The 18889-nt window shown below is 71.9% G+C and carries 17 protein-coding genes; 14 read left to right on the forward strand and 3 right to left on the reverse strand.

All coding sequences use genetic code 11. The features are described from left to right. The first annotated feature begins 12 nt into the window (after window positions 1–12). The 7 genes from ACIRG6_RS29725 (at window position 13) to ACIRG6_RS29755 (ending at window position 9495) form a co-directional block, all read left to right on the forward strand. Window positions 13–1959, forward strand: coding sequence for an acyl-CoA dehydrogenase family protein (locus tag ACIRG6_RS29725; protein WP_318214651.1), 1947 nt, complete (start codon window positions 13–15; stop codon window positions 1957–1959). 138 nt (window positions 1960–2097) lie between these two features. Further along, window positions 2098–3354: a 1-deoxy-D-xylulose-5-phosphate reductoisomerase gene (dxr, locus tag ACIRG6_RS29730; RefSeq protein ID WP_364680308.1), complete on the forward strand. Its 1257-nt coding sequence runs from the start codon at window positions 2098–2100 to the stop codon at window positions 3352–3354. A gap of 8 nt (window positions 3355–3362) precedes the next feature. Next, complete coding sequence (locus tag ACIRG6_RS29735; protein ID WP_403325050.1) at window positions 3363–4655, forward strand: M50 family metallopeptidase; 1293 nt, start codon at window positions 3363–3365, stop codon at window positions 4653–4655. A 208-nt stretch (window positions 4656–4863) separates the two neighbouring features. Next, window positions 4864–6021 carry a flavodoxin-dependent (E)-4-hydroxy-3-methylbut-2-enyl-diphosphate synthase gene (ispG, locus tag ACIRG6_RS29740; protein ID WP_350719544.1) on the forward strand — a complete coding sequence of 386 codons (1158 nt, stop codon included), beginning with the start codon at window positions 4864–4866 and terminating at the stop codon, window positions 6019–6021. Window positions 6022–6249: 228 nt separating this feature from the next. Beyond that, window positions 6250–7098, forward strand: a complete 849-nt coding sequence (locus ACIRG6_RS29745; RefSeq protein WP_350719546.1) for a GNAT family N-acetyltransferase — start codon at window positions 6250–6252, stop codon at window positions 7096–7098. Window positions 7099–7151: 53 nt separating this feature from the next. Next, the gene (locus ACIRG6_RS29750; protein WP_364680304.1) at window positions 7152–7685 is read left to right on the forward strand and encodes a GNAT family N-acetyltransferase; all 534 of its coding nucleotides are present in this window, start codon (window positions 7152–7154) and stop codon (window positions 7683–7685) included. 106 nt (window positions 7686–7791) lie between these two features. Next, window positions 7792–9495, forward strand: a complete 1704-nt coding sequence (locus ACIRG6_RS29755; protein WP_364680301.1) for a proline--tRNA ligase — start codon at window positions 7792–7794, stop codon at window positions 9493–9495. A gap of 91 nt (window positions 9496–9586) precedes the next feature. Here the strand turns inward: ACIRG6_RS29755 and ACIRG6_RS29760 are convergent, their stop codons facing one another. From ACIRG6_RS29760 to ACIRG6_RS29770, 3 genes are read right to left on the reverse strand one after another with little or no spacing between them, the layout of a single operon-like run. Then, window positions 9587–10486: an aminoglycoside phosphotransferase family protein gene (locus ACIRG6_RS29760; protein ID WP_350719551.1), complete on the reverse strand. Its 900-nt coding sequence runs from the start codon at window positions 10484–10486 to the stop codon at window positions 9587–9589. Between the two features lie 41 nt (window positions 10487–10527). Beyond that, window positions 10528–10992, reverse strand: coding sequence for a ferritin-like domain-containing protein (locus tag ACIRG6_RS29765; RefSeq protein ID WP_403325030.1), 465 nt, complete (start codon window positions 10990–10992; stop codon window positions 10528–10530). Beyond that, entirely contained in the window at window positions 10989–11516 is a 528-nt protein-coding gene (locus tag ACIRG6_RS29770; protein WP_364680295.1) for a hypothetical protein, read from the reverse strand. The genes ACIRG6_RS29765 and ACIRG6_RS29770 overlap by 4 nt, the downstream gene beginning before the upstream one ends. Before the next feature lie 231 nt (window positions 11517–11747). Here ACIRG6_RS29770 and rimP point away from each other — a divergent pair, with 231 nt between their 5' ends. The 7 genes from rimP (at window position 11748) to truB (ending at window position 18818) form a co-directional block, all read left to right on the forward strand. Then, window positions 11748–12275, forward strand: coding sequence for a ribosome maturation factor RimP (gene rimP / locus ACIRG6_RS29775; RefSeq protein WP_239763452.1), 528 nt, complete (start codon window positions 11748–11750; stop codon window positions 12273–12275). A gap of 2 nt (window positions 12276–12277) precedes the next feature. Beyond that, a complete protein-coding gene (gene nusA / locus ACIRG6_RS29780; protein WP_225635603.1) occupies window positions 12278–13276 on the forward strand; it encodes a transcription termination factor NusA in 999 nt (332 codons plus the stop codon). 137 nt (window positions 13277–13413) lie between these two features. After that, window positions 13414–13695 carry a YlxR family protein gene (locus ACIRG6_RS29785; protein WP_239763458.1) on the forward strand — a complete coding sequence of 94 codons (282 nt, stop codon included), beginning with the start codon at window positions 13414–13416 and terminating at the stop codon, window positions 13693–13695. Window positions 13696–13869: 174 nt separating this feature from the next. Further along, window positions 13870–16917 (forward strand): translation initiation factor IF-2, encoded by a 3048-nt coding sequence (gene infB / locus ACIRG6_RS29790; RefSeq protein WP_364680288.1) that lies wholly within the window; start codon window positions 13870–13872, stop codon window positions 16915–16917. A 202-nt stretch (window positions 16918–17119) separates the two neighbouring features. Next, the gene (locus ACIRG6_RS29795) at window positions 17120–17413 is read left to right on the forward strand and encodes a DUF503 domain-containing protein (RefSeq protein WP_189233133.1); all 294 of its coding nucleotides are present in this window, start codon (window positions 17120–17122) and stop codon (window positions 17411–17413) included. A gap of 47 nt (window positions 17414–17460) precedes the next feature. Then, window positions 17461–17916: a 30S ribosome-binding factor RbfA gene (rbfA, locus tag ACIRG6_RS29800; RefSeq protein ID WP_189233134.1), complete on the forward strand. Its 456-nt coding sequence runs from the start codon at window positions 17461–17463 to the stop codon at window positions 17914–17916. Next, window positions 17913–18818 (forward strand): tRNA pseudouridine(55) synthase TruB, encoded by a 906-nt coding sequence (gene truB / locus ACIRG6_RS29805; protein WP_403325031.1) that lies wholly within the window; start codon window positions 17913–17915, stop codon window positions 18816–18818. The genes rbfA and truB overlap by 4 nt, the downstream gene beginning before the upstream one ends. Window positions 18819–18889 lie beyond the last annotated feature (71 nt).

The raw sequence follows: 18889 nt of genomic DNA on the forward strand, positions 1-18889 counted from the left end.
GAGGTGAGCCTCATGTCAGCTCCACCCACCCCTTCCTCCCGACCCACCGTCACCGAACGTGAGGCCCGTCAGGTGGCGGAGGCTGCCCGGGAACAGGACTGGCGCAAGCCCAGCTTCGCCAAGGAGCTGTTCCTCGGCCGCTTCCGCCTCGACCTCCTCCACCCCCACCCGGTCCCGGCCGACGAGCATGTCCAGCGGGGCGAGGAGTTCCTCGCCAAGCTCCGCGACTTCTGCGAGACGAAGATCGACGGGTCCGTCATCGAACGCGACGCGCGGATCCCCGACGAGGTGATCACGGGGCTGAAGGAGCTGGGCGCCTTCGGCATGAAGATCGACACCAAGTACGGCGGACTCGGCCTCACCCAGGTGTACTACAACAAGGCCCTCGCCCTGGTCGGATCCGCGAATCCGGCGATCGGCGCGCTGCTCTCCGCCCACCAGTCGATCGGCGTACCGCAGCCGCTGAAGATGTTCGGCACCCAGGAGCAGAAGGACACGTTCCTGCCGCGCTGCGCCCGCACCGACATCTCGGCGTTCCTGCTCACCGAACCGGACGTCGGCTCCGACCCGGCCCGCCTCGCGACCACCGCCGTGCGGGAGGGCGACGAGTACGTCCTCGACGGCGTGAAGCTGTGGACGACCAACGGCGTCGTCGCCGACCTGCTGGTCGTCATGGCCCGCGTCCCCAAGTCCGAGGGCCGCAAGGGCGGCATCACCGCCTTCGTCGTGGAGGCCGCCTCCGAGGGCATCACCGTCGAGAACCGCAACGCCTTCATGGGCCTGCGCGGCCTGGAGAACGGCGTCACCCGCTTCCACCGGGTCCGCGTCCCCGCCGCCAACCGCATCGGCCCCGAGGGAGCCGGCCTCAAGATCGCCCTGACCACCCTGAACACCGGCCGCCTCTCGCTGCCCGCCATGTGCGTCGGCGCCGGCAAGTGGTGCCTGAAGATCGCCCGAGAGTGGTCGGCGGCGCGCGAGCAGTGGGGCAAGCCGGTCGCCCTGCACGAGGCGGTCGGCGCCAAGATCTCCTTCATCGCGGCGACCACCTTCGCCCTCGAGGCCGTCGTGGACCTCTCCTCCCAGATGGCCGACGAGGACCGCAACGACATCCGCATCGAGGCCGCCCTCGCCAAGCTCTACGGCTCGGAGATGGCGTGCCTGATGGCCGACGAGCTGGTCCAGATCCGCGGTGGACGGGGCTTCGAGACCGCGGCCTCCCTCGAAGCCCGCGGCGAGCGTGCGGTACCCGCCGAGCAGCTCCTGCGCGATCTGCGGATCAACCGCATCTTCGAGGGGTCCACGGAGATCATGCACCTGCTGATCGCCCGCGAGGCCGTCGACGCCCATCTGTCGGTCGCCGGGGACCTGATCGACCCGGACAAGTCCCTGTCCGACAAGGCGAGGGCCGGTGCACAGGCCGGCGTCTTCTACGCCAAGTGGCTGCCGAAACTGGTCGCGGGACCGGGCCACCTCCCGCGCTCCTACGCCGAATTCCACCCCACGGGCCACGTCGACCTCTCCGGACACCTGCGGTACGTCGAACGCACCGCCCGCAAGCTCGCCCGCTCCACCTTCTACGCCATGTCCCGCTGGCAGGGCCGGATGGAGACCAAGCAGGGCTTCCTGGGCCGCATCGTCGACATCGGCGCCGAGCTGTTCGCCATGAGCGCCGCCTGCGTCCGCGCCGAGCACCTGCGCGCGAAGGGCGACCACGGCCGCGAGGCCTACCAGCTCGCCGACGCCTTCTGCCGCCAGGCCCGCATCCGCGTCGAGGAACTCTTCGGCCGGCTGTGGACCAACACCGACGACCTCGACCACAAGGTCGTCAAGGGCGTCCTGGGCGGCGCCTACGAGTGGCTGGAACAGGGCGTCGTCGACCCGTCCGGCCAGGGCCCCTGGATCGCGGACGCGACACCCGGGCCGAGTACCAGGCAGAACGTCCACCGCCCCATCCCCTGACACCCGCGCCCTGTCGTCACCGCCTCGTCCGCACGGCGACGACAGGGCCGGGCCCCGGCCGCCCCGCGCCGACCGGCACGCCACCCGCCCGAGGGACGCGCTGTCCTCCCCGAGGGCGGTTGCGGCCACAATGGGGGAATGAGCGACAGTCCAGCCCCACTCGCCGACCCGCACCTCGTCTACGACCCGGTGGCGGGCGACGGCCCGAAGGACGTGGTGATCCTCGGGTCCACCGGGTCGATCGGGACCCAGGCCATCGACCTCGTGCTGCGCAATCCGGACCGCTTCCGGGTGACCGGCCTGTCCGCCAACGGCGGCCGGGTCGCCCTCCTCGCCGAGCAGGCGTACCGGCTGAAGGTACGGACCGTCGCCGTGGCCCGCGAGGACGTCGTACCGGCGCTGCGGGAGGCGCTCGGCGCCCAGTACGGCACCGGAGCGCCGCTCCCCGAGATCCTCGCCGGACCGGACGCGGCCACGCAGCTCGCCGCCTCCGACTGCCACACCGTCCTCAACGGCATCACCGGCTCCATCGGCCTCGCCCCGACCCTGGCCGCCCTGGAGGCGGGCCGCACCCTCGCGCTCGCCAACAAGGAGTCGCTCATCGTCGGCGGCCCGCTGGTCAAGGCCCTCGCCAAGCCCGGACAGATCATCCCGGTCGACTCCGAGCACGCCGCCCTCTTCCAGGCCCTCGCCGCCGGCACCCGCGCCGACGTGCGCAAGCTGGTCGTCACCGCCTCCGGCGGCCCGTTCCGGGGGCGTACGAGGGAACAGCTGGCGGCCGTCACCGTCGAGGACGCCCTCGCCCACCCCACCTGGGCCATGGGCCCGGTGATCACGATCAACTCCGCCACCCTCGTCAACAAGGGCCTGGAGGTGATCGAGGCGCACCTCCTCTACGACATTCCCTTCGACCGCATTGAGGTCGTCGTGCACCCGCAGTCGTATGTCCACTCGATGGTCGAGTTCACGGACGGATCGACACTGGCCCAGGCGACGCCCCCCGACATGCGCGGGCCCATCGCCATCGGCCTCGGCTGGCCCGAACGCGTCCCCGACGCCGCCCCCACCTTCGACTGGAGCAAGGCCTCGACGTGGGAGTTCTTCCCGCTCGACAACGAGGCCTTCCCCTCGGTGAACCTGGCCCGGCACGTCGGGGCGCTCGCGGGCACGGCCCCGGCGGTGTTCAATGCGGCCAACGAGGAGTGCGTCGAGGCGTTCCGCTCCGGCGCACTGCCGTATCTCGGGATCATGGAGACCGTCACGCGGGTGGTCGAGGAACACGGCACCCCCCGTACGGGAACCTCGCTCACCGTCGCGGACGTCCTCGAAGCCGAGACCTGGGCCCGCGCCCGGGCCCGGGAACTGGCGGCACAGACGGCGGAGGCCCGTGCATGACGACCCTGATGTTCATCCTCGGCATAGTCCTCTTCGCGGTCGGCCTGCTGTTCTCCATCGCCTGGCACGAACTGGGCCACCTCTCCACGGCCAAGATGTTCGGCATCCGGGTGCCGCAGTACATGGTGGGCTTCGGACCGACGATCTTCTCGAAGAAGAAGGGCGACACCGAGTACGGGGTCAAGGCCATCCCGTTCGGCGGCTACATCCGCATGATCGGCATGTTCCCGCCCGGTCCCGACGGCCGGATGGAGGCCCGCTCCACCTCGCCCTGGCGCGGGATGATCGAGGACGCCCGCTCGGCGGCCTTCGAGGAACTCCAGCCCGGTGACGAGAAGCGCCTGTTCTACACGCGCAAGCCGTGGAAACGGGTCATCGTCATGTTCGCCGGCCCGTTCATGAACCTGATCCTCGCGGTGGTGCTGTTCCTCACGGTGCTGATGGGCTTCGGCATCTCGCAGCAGACCACCACCGTCGGCTCCGTCTCCCGGTGCGTCATCTCGCAGAGCGAGAACCGCGACAACTGCGTCAAGTCCGACCCGGCCTCCCCGGCCGCGGCGGCCGGCCTGAAGGCGGGCGACAAGATCGTCTCCTTCGACGGCGTCCGCACCGACGACTGGGACAAACTGTCCAACCTGATCCGCGCCACCCCCGGCCAGGAGGTGCCGATCGTCGTCGAGCGCGGCGGCCAGGAGGTCACGCTCCACGCCCGGATCGCCACCAACCAGGTCGCCAAGAAGGACTCCCACGGACAGATCGTCCAGGGCGAGTACGTCACGGCCGGCTTCCTCGGCTTCAGCGCGGCCACCGGCGTGGTGAAACAGGACTTCGGCCAGTCCGTGACCTGGATGGGCGACCGCATCGGCGACGCCGTCGACTCCCTCGCCGCCCTGCCCGGCAAGATCCCCGCGCTGTGGGACGCCGCCTTCGGCGACGGACCCCGCGAGGCCGACTCCCCGATGGGCGTCGTCGGCGCCGCCCGGGTCGGCGGCGAGATCGCCACGCTGGACATACCGCCCACCCAGCAGCTGGCCATGTTCGTCATGCTGGTCGCCGGCTTCAACCTCTCCCTGTTCCTCTTCAACATGCTGCCGCTGCTGCCGCTCGACGGCGGCCACATCGCGGGCGCGCTGTGGGAGTCGCTGCGCCGGAGCACCGCCAAGGTGCTGCGCCGGCCCGACCCGGGCCCCTTCGACGTGGCGAAGCTGATGCCGGTGGCGTACGTGGTGGCGGGCGTGTTCGTCTGCTTCACCCTGCTCGTCCTGGTCGCGGACGTCGTCAATCCCGTACGGATCAGCTGACGTCCCACGGTCCGGCGAGAAGCCCGATCCGGGGAGCCTGTCCCTCCGGAACGGGCTTCACGCCTGTCTTGGGGTAGATGGATGCCATCGGGTGGATTCCCCGTACGCTGTGTGCCGGGGGTTCAGGTCCGTGCCGTAATCTCGAAGGGCCGGAGCCCGCCGCTGACCGGGGCCGGATCTTGATCCAAGACTTGGGGTTGCACAGCAGATGACTGCGATTTCTCTCGGCATGCCGTCCGTTCCGACCACGCTCGCCGTGCGCCGCAAGAGCCGGCAGATCCAGGTCGGCTCCGTGGCGGTCGGCGGTGACGCCCCCGTGTCGGTGCAGTCCATGACGACGACCCGTACGTCCGACATCGGCGCGACGCTCCAGCAGATCGCCGAGCTGACGGCCTCCGGCTGCCAGATCGTGCGTGTGGCGTGTCCCACGCAGGACGACGCCGACGCCCTCCCCGTGATCGCGAAGAAGTCGCAGATCCCGGTGATCGCGGACATCCACTTCCAGCCGAAGTACGTTTTCGCCGCGATCGAGGCGGGCTGCGCCGCGGTCCGGGTGAACCCCGGCAACATCAAGCAGTTCGACGACAAGGTCAAGGAGATCGCCCAGGCGGCGAAGGACCACGGCACCCCGATCCGCATCGGCGTGAACGCGGGCTCCCTGGACCGCCGCCTGCTCCAGAAGTACGGCAAGGCGACCCCCGAGGCGCTCGCGGAGTCCGCCCTGTGGGAGGCGTCCCTCTTCGAGGAGCACGACTTCCGGGACATCAAGATCTCCGTGAAGCACAACGACCCGGTCGTCATGGTCGAGGCCTACCGCCAGCTCGCCGCCCAGTGCGACTACCCGCTGCACCTCGGCGTCACCGAGGCCGGCCCCGCCTTCCAGGGCACCATCAAGTCGGCCGTCGCCTTCGGCGCCCTGCTCTCCCAGGGCATCGGCGACACCATCCGCGTCTCCCTGTCGGCACCGCCCGTCGAGGAGATCAAGGTCGGCATCCAGATCCTGGAGTCGCTGAACCTGCGCCAGAGGGGCCTGGAGATCGTCTCCTGCCCGTCCTGCGGCCGCGCCCAGGTCGACGTCTACAAGCTGGCCGAGGAGGTCACGGCCGGCCTGACCGGCATGGACGTCCCGCTGCGCGTCGCCGTCATGGGCTGCGTCGTCAACGGGCCCGGCGAGGCCCGCGAGGCCGACCTCGGCGTCGCCTCCGGCAACGGCAAGGGCCAGATCTTCGTCAAGGGCGAGGTCATCAAGACCGTGCCCGAGTCCAAGATCGTGGAGACCCTCATCGAGGAGGCCATGAAGCTCGCCGAGCAGATGGAGAAGGACGGCGTCACCTCCGGCGAGCCGTCGGTGTCGGTAGCGGGCTGAGGTTTCGCGAGCGTCACGTCCCGGCGCCGGCCCGGTGCATTCCAGCCCGTCCGGCGCTCGCGGACGAGGCCCGTCCGGGCCGAAGCGGGGGTCCGGGGGCAGCAGCCCCGAACGGCACGGCGCCCGGCGCCCACCGCTGAAGAGACGGCAACAGCAGGCGGGGCGACGCCGCTCAGCATCCGCAGGTACAGTGCGGAGATCAGCAGATCTTAGGGTGAGGCCCCGCACGTGTTGACGCAGACCACCTCCCGCGTGCTCGAACCGAGCGACCTGGACGCCGCGCTCGCCGTCCTCGACCGCGAGCCGGTCGCCAACGCCTTCGTGACCGCCCGGGTGCAGATCGCGGGCCTCGACCCGTGGCGCCTCGGCGGCGAGATGTGGGGCTGGTACGAGGACGGCATGCTGACCTCCCTGTGCTACGCGGGCGCCAACCTCGTCCCCATCTGCGCCACCCCGCGCGCCGTCCGCGCCTTCGCCGACCGCGCCCGTCGGGCCGGCCGCCGCTGCTCCTCCATAGTCGGCCCCGCCGAGTCCACCGCCCAGTTGTGGCGGCTCCTCGAACCCGGCTGGGGCCCGGCCCGCGAAGTCCGCGGCAGGCAGCCCCTCATGGTCACCGACCGCATGACCGCCGACGTCGCCCCCGACCCCCGCGTCCGCCGCGTCCGCAAGGACGAGATGGAGCGGATCATGCCGGCCTGCGTGGCGATGTTCACCGAGGAGGTCGGCATCTCCCCGCTGGCCGGCGACGGCGGCCTGCTCTACCAGGCCCGGGTCGCCGAACTCGTCGGCTCCGGCCGCTCCTTCGCCCGATTCGACAACGACGGGCGGGTCGTCTTCAAGGCCGAGATCGGCGCCGCCACCGACCGCGCCTGCCAGATCCAGGGCGTATGGGTGGCCCCCGAGTACCGGGGACGGGGACTCGCCGCCCCCGGGATGGCGGCCGTCCTGCGCTACGCCCTCGCCGACGTGGCCCCGGTGGTGAGCCTGTACGTGAACGACTTCAACACCGCGGCCCGACGGACGTACCGGCGGGTGGGCTTCCAGGAGGTCGGTTCCTTCATGAGCGTGCTGTTCTGACCCCGCCCGATCGCCCCGGCACACAGCCGCGCCACCCCTGTAGGCTCCCCGCCATGGACCTCGTCATCGGCCCCTTGGACCTGTCAGCGCACGTCGACGAGGCCCTTGCCGTCCAAGCCGCCGCCTTCGGCCTCGGCCCCGACGAGGTGGCCGTCCGCCGCCAGATCGTCCTGCGCCACATGACCTACCCCGGCGCCCGCGCCCTCGGCGCCACCACTCCCGACGGGGATCTCGCCGGCTTCGTCTACGGCATGCCCAACGACCGCAGCCACTGGTGGTCCACCGTCGTCGAGCCGTACCTCCGCGCCCTGCACAACGAGGCCTGGCTCGACGACTCCTTCGTGATCACCGAACTGCACGTCCACCCGGCCCACCAGAACCGCGGCGCGGGCCGCTCGCTGATCACCACGATCACCGACACCGCCGCCGAGCCCCGCTCGATCCTCTCCGCGATCGACACCGAGAGCCCCGCCCGCGGTCTCTACCGCTCCCTCGGCTACACCGACCTCGCCCGCCAGGTCCTGTTCCCCAGCGCGCCCCGGCCGTACGCCGTGATGGGCGCGCACCTTCCCCTGCGCAGGCGTTAACCGATTTCCGCCGGGATGGACCCCCCGGTTAACCTCCTGCCAACACCTTCCCCCACTCTCGGCTCCGCTCGGGCGGGGGGACCCCCATCAGCAGGAGTCTCGAACCATGGCCAACGCACCGGTCCAGCGCATGTCGAAGTTGATGGCGAAGACGCTGCGCGACGACCCGGCGGACGCCGAGGTCCTCAGCCACAAGCTGCTGGTCCGCGCCGGTTACGTGCGCCGCACCGCCGCCGGCCTGTGGAGCTGGCTGCCGCTCGGCAAGAAGGTCCTCGGCAACATCGAGCGCATCGTCCGCGAGGAGATGGACGCCATCGGCGCCCAGGAAGTGCAGCTCCCCGCCCTGCTGCCGCGCGAGCCGTACGAGGCCACCGGCCGCTGGGAGGAGTACGGCCCCGAGCTGTTCCGCCTCCAGGACCGCAAGGGCGGCGACTACCTCCTCGGCCCCACCCACGAGGAGATCTTCACGCTGCTGGTGAAGGACCAGGCGTCCTCCTACAAGGACCTGCCGGTCATCCTCTACCAGATCCAGAACAAGTACCGCGACGAGGCCCGCCCCCGGGCCGGCATCCTGCGCGGCCGCGAGTTCCTGATGAAGGACTCCTACTCCTTCGACGTCGCCGACGAGGGCCTCGCCGAGTCCTACGCCCTGCACCGCGCCGCCTACCAGCGCATCTTCGAGCGCCTCGGCCTCGACTACCGCATCTGCGCGGCCACCGCCGGCGCGATGGGCGGCTCGAAGTCCGAGGAGTTCCTCGCGCCCGCCGAGGCCGGCGAGGACACCTTCGCGGACTGCCCGAACTGCGACTTCGCCGCCAACACCGAGGCGATCACCTACGCGCTCCAGCCGGTGGACGCGGCCGGCGTGCCCGCCGCCGAGGACATCCCGACCCCGGACACCCCGACCATCGAGACCCTCGCCGCCTCCCTCGGCGTCCCGGCCTCCGCCACGCTGAAGAACCTGCTGGTCAAGGTGGACGGCGAGATCGTCGCCGTGGGCGTCCCCGGTGACCGCGAGGTCGACATGGACAAGGTCGAGGCGCACTTCGCCCCGGCCGCCGTCGAGCTGGTCACCGCCGAGGACTTCGTCGGCCGCCCCGACCTGGTCCGCGGCTACGTCGGCCCGCAGGGCCTGGGCGAGAAGGTGACGTACATCGCCGACCCGCGCGTGGCGCCGGGCACGGCGTGGATCACGGGCGCCAACAAGGAGCACACGCACACCAAGAACGTCGTGGCGGGCCGTGACTTCGAGGTCGACGCGTACGTCGACGTCGTCGTGGTCCGGGAGGGCGACCCCTGCCCGAAGTGCGGCACCGGCCTGAAGCTGGACCGCGCCATCGAGATCGGCCACATCTTCCAGCTGGGCCGCAAGTACGCCGACGCCCTCAAGCTCGACGTCCTCGGCCAGAACGGCAAGCCGGCCCGCGTGACCATGGGCTCCTACGGCATCGGCGTCTCCCGCGCCGTGGCCGCCCTCGCCGAGCAGCACGCCGACGACAAGGGCCTCGTCTGGTCCAAGGAGGTCGCCCCCGCCGACGTCCACGTCGTCGCCGCCGGCAAGGCCCTGCAGACCGAGCTGGCCCTCGAGGTCTCCGACAAGCTGGCCGCCGCCGGCGTCCGCGTCCTGGTGGACGACCGGGCCGGCGTCTCCCCGGGCGTCAAGTTCACCGACGCCGAGCTCATCGGCGTCCCGCAGATCCTGGTCGCCGGCCGCCGCTCGGCCGAAGGCGTGGTCGAGCTGAAGGACCGCCGTACCGGCGAGCGCGAGGAACTGGCGGTCGACGAGGCCATCGCCCGCCTGACGGCCTGATCCCACCACCCCGGGGGCGTCCGCGACCGGCGGGCGCCCCTGCGGCGTGCTCCCGTTCGCCCAGGCAGGGTGTGCGGGCCCCAGGGCCGCCCTACAGCCAGGTCGCGAACTCCAGCAGCAGTTCCGCGTCCCGCTCGCGGCCGACCCGGTGGGCCCTTACGCCCGACTCGACCGCGCGGAACAGCGTCCAGCCGCGCAGCCGCTCCTGGTCGACCTCCAGCGACTCGGCGAGCCGCTTCACCCGCCGCCGGGTCGTCGAGGCGCCCGACGGCTGGGCGATCAGGTCCTCCACCCGGTCCCGCACCAGCCGCGCCAGGTCGAAGGCGCTCTCGCCGACCACGGGGTCCGGCCCCACGGCCAGCCACGGCATCCGGTCCCCGGCGAGCACCTTGCTCTGCCGGAACGTGCCGTGCAGCAGCCGCTGTTCGGGCGGCGCGGCCAGCAGTTCCGCGCGGGCCGTGAGCGCCGCGTCCACCAGCGCGGCCACCGCCGGATCGGCCGCGGCGCCGGCCCGCATGGCCTCGGCCTGCCGCCCGGTCCGCTCGGCGACGGTCTCGAAGGAGTGACCGGCGGGCGGCTCCACCCACAGCCGCCGCAGCGTGCCCGCGGCCTCCAGCAGCGCCTTCGACTCGGGCAGCGACCGCACCGAGACGTCCGGGTGGAGCCGCTCCAGCAGCAGCACGCCCTCCGGCGTGTCCTCCCGGAGCAGCTGCACGGCACCCAGCCCGCCCCAGTGGGCCAGCGCGGCCCGCTCGCTCCCGGGCCGGGCCCGGCGGGGGGCCAGTTTCAGCACCGCCGGCGTCCCGTCGGCCTGCCGTACCAGGATCACGAGGCTGCTGCGTCCGCCGGGCACCTGCACCCGTTCCACGGTCGCCCCGCACAGCGCCACGGCCTCCCGCGCCGTCTCCGGCAGCTTCTCCAGCCAGTCGTCACCGGCCGGTGCCGTCTCACCGAGCGCCCTGACCAGACGCCGCGGCGGTTCGAAAGCCATGCGCGAGCCGTTCCCTTCCCGTACGGGGCCTCCCGTACGTGTTACGCAGTCGGTGTCGCCGAAGCCGACGCTGTGCCGGCCCGCTCGGCGAGCCCAGGGAAGGCTACGCTCCCGCCGCGCCAGCGCACGGCCCGCACCGCCGCCTCCCGCAGCGCCCCGGCCGCCGTGGCCCGCAGGCCGCCCTCGGCCGCCCGGACCAGGTCGGAGTAGACCCCGGCCGTCCGGCTCTCCAGCTCGGCCGCCAGCCGCACCGCGGCCGCCGCGTCCGGCACCGCGAAGGGCAGCGCGTACCCGGCCGCCGCGGCGACCGGCCTGCCGCCGAGATCGCCGACCTCGCGCGCCAGCGCGTCGCGTCGCGCCCGGTGCGCGTCGTACGCCGTCCGCGCCTCGGCGCGCCGGTCCTCGCCGATCCGCCCGCCGACGACTCCGTAGCCGTACACCGCGGCATGCTCGGCCGCCAGCGCCGCCTGGAGGGCGTCCAGCACCCGGTCCTTCGCCTCGCTCACCCGTGACCCTCCGTCAGCAGAAACATGTGCGCCGCCCCGGCCGCCGCCACCGACGCCAGCAGCCGTGCCGACTCACCCGGTGCCTCCAGCAACGCCCCGGCCCGCCGGTCGGCCAGCTCGCGCTCGGCGGCGGCCAGACCGGCCAGCGCGTCCTTCTCGGTCACCGGTACACCGGATCCGTCCCCCGGCCCGGCGGCCCGCGCCGTCCCCGACGGCGACGCCGTGGGGGAGGCGGTCCGCGCGCCGCCGAACGCCTCCGCGTGCCGTACGACCTCGTCCCGCAGCGGCCGCAGCCGCGCGGCCAGCCCGGGGTGGGCGGCGATCACCGCGTCGTACCGAGCGGCCAGCACCTCGCTGTCCCGCGCCGCACGCGCGCGGTCCCGCTCGTCGGCGGAGGGAGCGGGTGCGGTGTCGGAACCGGAGCCGCCGGAACAGCCGACCAGCAGGGCGGCCCCGGCGGCCGAGGCGAGCAGGCTCCTTCGGCGCGGCCCCGAGGGCACGCGCGGCGATGAGGGGAACGGCACGGCAGACGTCCTCGGCAGACTCGGAACCGACGGGTGAGCGAGGGCGCGCGGCGGGAGAGCGGGGACCAGCGGCGCGGCACGCCCGTGATCACGGTACCCGGGCCTCGCCCGGGCACCACTCAACGGCACCGCCGGTCCGGGGTGGACGGCAACACCCTCCGCGACCGGATACCCTTTGACCTGACACGCGACCCATCCCACAACAGCACACGCGGCCGAGGAGTCACCCGGATGAGCACCACCCAGAGCGAGAGGCTGCGAGAGCTGCTCGAGCCGCTCGTCACCTCCCAGGGTCTGGACCTCGAAGAGATCGCCGTGGACTCGGTCGGGCGCAAGCGTGTGCTGCGGGTGGTCGTCGACTCCGACACCGGTGCGGACCTCGACCGGATCGCCGATGTGAGCCGCGCGCTCTCGGCGAAGCTCGACGAGACGGACGCGATGGGCGACGCGGAGTACACCCTCGAGGTCGGAACCCCGGGCGCGGAGCGCTCCCTCACCGAGCACCGCCACTACACGCGTGCCGTGGACCGCCTGGTGCGGTTCCAGCTCCACGAGGACGGCGAACTGGTCGCCCGGATCCTCGGCGTGGACGACGACGGACTCGACCTCGAAGTGCCCGGCGTGAAGGGCCGCAAGGCCACCACCCGCAGACTCGCCTTCGGTGACATCGACAAGGCACGCGTCCAGGTCGAGTTCAACCGCAAGGACAAGCAGGACCAGAAGGACCAGAAGGACATGACGGAAGAGGAGGAGGCGTAGCCGTGGACATCGACATGAGCGCCCTGCGGGGCTTGGTACGGGAGAAGGAGATCTCCTTCGACCTGCTGGTCGGAGCGATCGAGTCGGCCCTCCTCATCGCGTACCACCGCACCGAGGGAAGCCGCCGGCACGCGCGCGTGGAGCTCAACCGGGAGACCGGGCACGTGACCGTGTGGGCGAAGGAGGACCCCGACGACCTCGAAGAGGGCCAGCAGGCGCGGGAGTTCGACGACACCCCGTCCGACTTCGGCCGTATCGCCGCCACCACCGCCAAGCAGGTCATCCTGCAGCGGCTGCGCGACGCCGAGGACGACGCGACGCTCGGCGAGTACGCGGGCCGCGAGGGCGACATCGTCACCGGAGTGGTCCAGCAGGGCCGCGACCCGAAGAACGTGCTCGTCGACATCGGCAAGCTGGAGGCCATCCTGCCGGTGCAGGAGCAGGTCCCCGGCGAGAGCTACCCGCACGGCACGCGGCTGCGCAGCTATGTCGTCCGGGTGGCGAAGGGTGTCCGCGGTCCCTCCGTGACCCTGTCGCGCACGCACCCCAACCTGGTGAAGAAGCTCTTCGCCCTGGAGGTGCCGGAGATCGCCGACGGGTCCGTCGAGATCGCCGCGATCGCCCGCGAGGCCGGCCACCGCACGAAGATCGCCGTCCGCTCCACCCGCTCGGGTCTGAACGCCAAGGGCGCCTGCATCGGCCCCATGGGCGGCCGGGTCCGCAATGTGATGGGTGAGCTGAACGGTGAGAAGATCGACATCGTCGACTGGTCGGACGACCCGGCCGAGATGGTGGCGAACGCGCTCTCCCCGGCCCGCGTCTCCAAGGTCGAGGTCGTGGACCTCGCGGCCCGCTCCGCGCGCGTGATCGTGCCGGACTACCAGCTGTCGCTGGCGATCGGCAAGGAAGGCCAGAACGCCCGGCTCGCGGCCCGGCTGACCGGCTGGCGGATCGACATCCGGCCGGACACCGAGCAGCCGTCCGAGCGGCCCGCGGAGTAGGAGTTCCCGGCCGCCGGGCCGGGAACGGGGAATAGATCCAAGCCGCCCGCCGCTGAGATCACGACAGGTTGGTGCACGGCATGTGTTCGATTCTTGCCCCAAAGGGGTGAGGTCGGTCCGGGGAGGTAGACTTAGGAGTGTCTGGCCGGACACCTAGCCGCGCACGCCCTGAGCGCACCTGCGTGGGGTGCCGGGAGCGAGCGGTCAAGAGCGAGCTGCTGCGGACCGTGGTGATCGAGGACGCGTGCGTCCCCGATGTACGCGGTACGCTGCCCGGCCGGGGTGCGTACGTGCATCCCGCCACGGTCTGTGTCGACCAGGCAGTGCGCCGCAAGGCGTTCCCGCGGGCGCTCCGCGTCCCGGGTCCGCTCGACGTAAAGGCGTTGCGCCGCTACGTCGAGCAGGCACAAGGTTGCTGAAAGCACCATGGAAGCAACGTGGTAAGGAAGACATGCCGCACGGAACCCCGTGCGGCTTGGTACCTCGCGAGTCGAAAGCAGGTCGAGATTGCGATGAGCACTCGATGAGTACGCGATGAGTACGCCCATGAACTAGCGACGGTCCGGACGCAACCCGGACCTCAGAGGAGCGAAGTGGCTAAGGTCCGGGTCTACGAACTCGCCAAGGAGTTCGGCGTCGAGAGCAAGGTCGTCATGGCCAAGCTCCAGGAACTCGGTGAATTCGTCCGTTCGGCGTCTTCGACCATCGAAGCGCCCGTAGTACGCAAGCTGACAGACGCCTTCCAGCAGGGCGGTGGCAACGGCAAGTCCGCCAAGCCCGCCCCCCGCAAGGCTGCCCCCAGGCCTGCCGCGCCCTCTCCGGCGCAGGCGGCCCGTCCGGCTGCGCCGCGGCCGGCCGCACCCAAGCCCGCGGTCGCGGAGCAGCCCGAGACCCCGTCGGCGCCCGCGCCGGCAGCCTCGGGTCCGCGTCCGACGCCGGGTCCCAAGCCGGCCCCGCGTCCGGCTCCGGCCGCGCCGGAGTTCACCGCGCCTCCGGCACCTCCGGCGGCTCCGGCGGCTCCCGCCGCCTCGGCACCGTCCGGCCCCCGGCCCGGCGCGCGTCCCGGCGCCCCGAAGCCCGGCGGTCGTCCCGCCGGTCCCGGTCAGGACCGCGGTCCCCAGGGCGGCCAGGGCCGTCCCGGCGGCCAGCGTCCCGGTGCCCCGGCACAGCGTCCCGGCGGCCGCCCCGGCGGTCCGCGTCCGGGCAACAACCCCTTCACCTCCGGCGGCAACGCCGGCATGGCGCGCCCGCAGGCGCCCCGCCCCCAGGGCGGCCCGCGTCCCGGCGGCCCCGGTGCCCCCGGCGCCGGTCCCCGTCCGCAGGCTCCCGGCCAGGGCGGCGGTCCGCGTCCCCAGGCTCCGGGCGGCAACCGCCCGAGCCCGGGCTCGATGCCGCGTCCGCAGGGCGGCGCGGCCGGTCCCCGTCCCGGCGGCGGTCCGCGTCCGAACCCCGGCATGATGCCGCAGCGTCCCGCTGCCGGCCCGCGTCCCGGCGGTGGCCCCGGCGGCCGCGGCCCGGCCGGTGCCGGTCGTCCCGGTGGCGCCGGTCGTCCGGGCGGCGGCGGCTTCGCCGGCCGTCCCGGTGGCGGCGGCGGTGCCGGTCGTCCCGGTGGCGGCGGCGGCTTCGCCGGTCGTCCCGGTGGCGGCGGCTTCGGCGGCGGCGGTGGCCGTCCCGGCTTCGGTGGCCGTCCCGGCGGTCCCGGTGGCCGTGGTGGCACGCAGGGCGCCTTCGGTCGTCCCGGCGGTCCCGCGCGTCGCGGTCGCAAGTCGAAGCGGCAGAGGCGCCAGGAGTACGAGGCCATGCAGGCCCCGTCGGTCGGCGGCGTGATGCTGCCTCGCGGCAACGGCGAGACCATTCGCCTGTCGCGCGGTGCGTCGCTCACCGACTTCGCGGAGAAGATCAACGCCAACCCGGCGTCGCTCGTCGCGGTCATGATGAACCTCGGCGAGATGGTCACCGCGACCCAGTCCGTCTCCGACGAGACGCTCCAGCTCCTCGCCGGCGAGATGAACTACAACGTTCAGATCGTCAGCCCGGAGGAGGAGGACCGCGAGCTGCTCGAGTCCTTCGACCTGGAGTTCGGTGAGGACGAGGGCTCCGAGGAGGACCTGGTCGTCCGTCCGCCGGTGGTGACCGTCATGGGTCACGTCGACCACGGTAAGACCCGACTGCTCGACGCCATCCGCAAGACGAACGTCATCGCGGGCGAGGCCGGCGGCATCACCCAGCACATCGGTGCCTACCAGGTCGCGACCGAGGTCAACGAAGAAGAGCGCAAGATCACCTTCATCGACACCCCGGGTCACGAGGCGTTCACCGCCATGCGTGCCCGTGGTGCGCGCTCGACCGACATCGCGATCCTGGTCGTCGCGGCCAACGACGGCGTCATGCCGCAGACGGTCGAGGCGCTCAACCACGCGAAGGCGGCCGACGTGCCGATCGTCGTCGCGGTCAACAAGATCGACGTCGAGGGTGCCGACCCGACCAAGGTGCGCGGTCAGCTGACCGAGTACGGCCTCGTGGCCGAGGAGTACGGCGGCGACACCATGTTCGTCGACATCTCCGCCAAGCAGGGTCTGCACATCGACTCGCTGCTGGAGGCCGTGGTCCTCACGGCCGACGCCTCGCTCGACCTGCGGGCCAACCCGCACCAGGACGCGCAGGGCATCTCGATCGAGTCCCGTCTCGACCGCGGCCGCGGTGCCGTGGCGACGGTCCTCGTCCAGCGAGGCACGCTGCGGGTCGGCGACACGATGGTGGTGGGCGACGCCTACGGCCGCGTGCGCGCCATGCTCGACGACAACGGCAACAACGTCGCCGAGGCCGGTCCGTCGACGCCGGTTCAGGTCCTGGGCCTGACCAACGTCCCGGGTGCCGGTGACAACTTCATCGTGGTCGAGGAGGACCGTACGGCCCGCCAGATCGCGGAGAAGCGCGCCGCCCGCGAGCGGAACGCCGCGTTCGCCAAGCGCACGCGCCGCGTCTCGCTCGAGGACCTGGACAAGGTGCTCAAGGCCGGCGAGGTCCAGCAGCTGAACCTGATCATCAAGGGTGACGCTTCCGGTTCGGTCGAGGCCCTCGAGTCCTCGCTGCTCCAGCTGGACGTCGGCGAAGAGGTCGACATCCGCGTCCTGCACCGTGGTGTCGGTGCGGTCACGGAGTCCGACATCGACCTGGCGATGGGCTCCGACGCCATCGTGATCGGCTTCAACGTGCGCGCCGCCGGGCGTGCCGCGCAGATGGCCGAGCGCGAGGGTGTGGACGTCCGGTACTACTCGGTCATCTACCAGGCGATCGAGGAGATCGAGGCGGCCCTCAAGGGCATGCTCAAGCCGGAGTACGAAGAGGTCGAGCTCGGTACGGCGGAGATCCGCGAGGTCTTCCGCTCGTCCAAGCTGGGCAACATCGCGGGTGTTCTCATCCGCTCCGGCGAGGTCAAGCGCAACACCAAGGCGCGCCTGCTGCGCGATGGCAAGGTCATCGCGGAGAACCTCAACATCGAGGGTCTGCGTCGCTTCAAGGACGACGTCACCGAGATCCGCGAAGGCTTCGAGGGCGGTATCAACCTCGGAAACTTCAACGACATCAAGGTCGACGACGTCATCGCGACGTACGAGATGCGCGAGAAGCCGCGGGTGTGACACCCGGCTGCTCCGGCCGGCCGACGGGACCTGTCCCGTCGGCCGGCCGGCCGCTGTCTGCGGCACCCCGCCGCGTCGCCCGGCGGCCGGCGGGGAAACCCCGTCGAGCCACCGGCCGGATCGGGGTACCGTTCTTGATGTCCCCGCCCACACCTGTGGCAGGGCCATCGATCCCGTACCGGCGGGTCATCCGGATACACACATGTACGTGGGGACGCTGTCCTTCGACCTCCTCCTCGGCGACGTACGGTCGCTGAAGGAGAAGCGCTCCGTCGTCCGCCCGATCGTCGCCGAGCTCCAGCGGAAGTACTCCGTGAGCGCGGCCGAGGTGGACAACATGGACCTGCACCGGCGAGCCGGTATCGGTCTGGCCATGGTCTCCGCGGACGCGGGGCACCTGACCGACGTACTCGACCGGTGCGAACGGCTGGTCGCCGCCCGTCCCGAGGTGGAGCTGCTGTCCGTCAGACGGCGCTTCCACGGCGAGGACGACTGACTTCCCCAGCCCAAGAACAGAGACAGGAAAGAACGGGAGACGGACCAGTGGCCGACAACGCGCGGGCGAAAAGGCTGGCGGACCTCATCCGAGAGGTGGTGGCCCAGAAGCTGCAGCGCGGGATCAAGGACCCGCGGCTCGGCTCGCACGTCACCATCACGGACACCCGGGTCACGGGTGACCTGCGGGAGGCGACCGTCTTCTACACGGTGTACGGGGACGACGAGGAGCGCAAGGCCGCTTCCGCCGGGCTGGAGAGCGCCAAGGGCATCCTGCGCTCCGAGGTCGGCAAGGCGGCCGGCGTGAAGTTCACGCCCACCCTGACCTTCGTCATGGACGCCCTCCCCGACACCGCCCGGAACATCGAGGACCTCCTCGACAAGGCGCGCCAGTCCGACGCGAAGGTGCGCGAGGTGTCCGCGGGCGCCGCGTACGCCGGTGAGCCGGACCCGTACAAGAAGCCGGGCGCCGAGGACGACGAGACGGACGACACCGCCGAATGACCGACAAGCACCCCACGCCCGACGGCCTTGTCATCGTCGACAAGCCGTCGGGCTTCACTTCGCACGACGTCGTCGCCAAGATGCGGGGCATCGCCCGGACGCGGCGCGTCGGGCACGCCGGCACGCTCGACCCGATGGCGACGGGCGTCCTGGTCCTCGGCGTGGAGCGGGCCACCAAGCTCCTCGGGCACCTCGCCCTCACCGAGAAGGAGTACCTGGGCACCATCAGGCTCGGGCAGACGACGCTGACGGACGACGCCGAGGGCGAGATCACGAGGTCGCAGGACGCCTCGAAGGTCACCCGGGAAGCCGTCGACGCCGCCGTCGCCAAACTCACCGGCGACATCATGCAGGTGCCGTCCAAGGTCAGCGCCATCAAGATCAACGGCGTGCGCTCCTACAAGCGGGCGCGCGAGGGCGAGGAGTTCGAGATCCCCGCCCGTCCCGTCACCGTCTCCTCCTTCGCGGTGTACGACGTCCGGGACGCCGTCGCCGAGGACGGCACCCCGGTGCTTGACCTGTTGGTCTCGGTGGTCTGCTCCTCCGGCACCTACATCCGCGCCCTGGCCCGCGACCTCGGCACCGACCTGGGTGTGGGCGGCCACCTCACCGCGCTGCGCCGCACCCGCGTCGGCCCGTACAAGCTGGACGCGGCGAAGACGCTCGACCAGCTCCAGCAGGACCTCGCGGTCATGCCGGTCGCCGACGCGGCGGCCGCCGCCTTCCCGCGCTGGGACGTGGACGTCAAGCGGGCCCGGCTGCTCCTCAACGGGGTGCGGCTGGAGATGCCCGACACCTACGCGGGCGCCGGTGCCGTGGCCGTCTTCGACCCCGAGGGCCGCTTCCTCGCGCTGGTGGAGGAACACCGGGGCAAGGCGAAGAGCCTGGCCGTCTTCGGCTGAGCCGACGCCACGTCAACTCCCGTCCGTGGAGCGGCGGTCACGGGGACTGCCGGTTTCCGCCGCTCCACGGT

The organism is Streptomyces flaveolus, assembly GCF_044765825.1.
Lineage (GTDB): Bacteria > Actinomycetota > Actinomycetes > Streptomycetales > Streptomycetaceae > Streptomyces > Streptomyces flaveolus.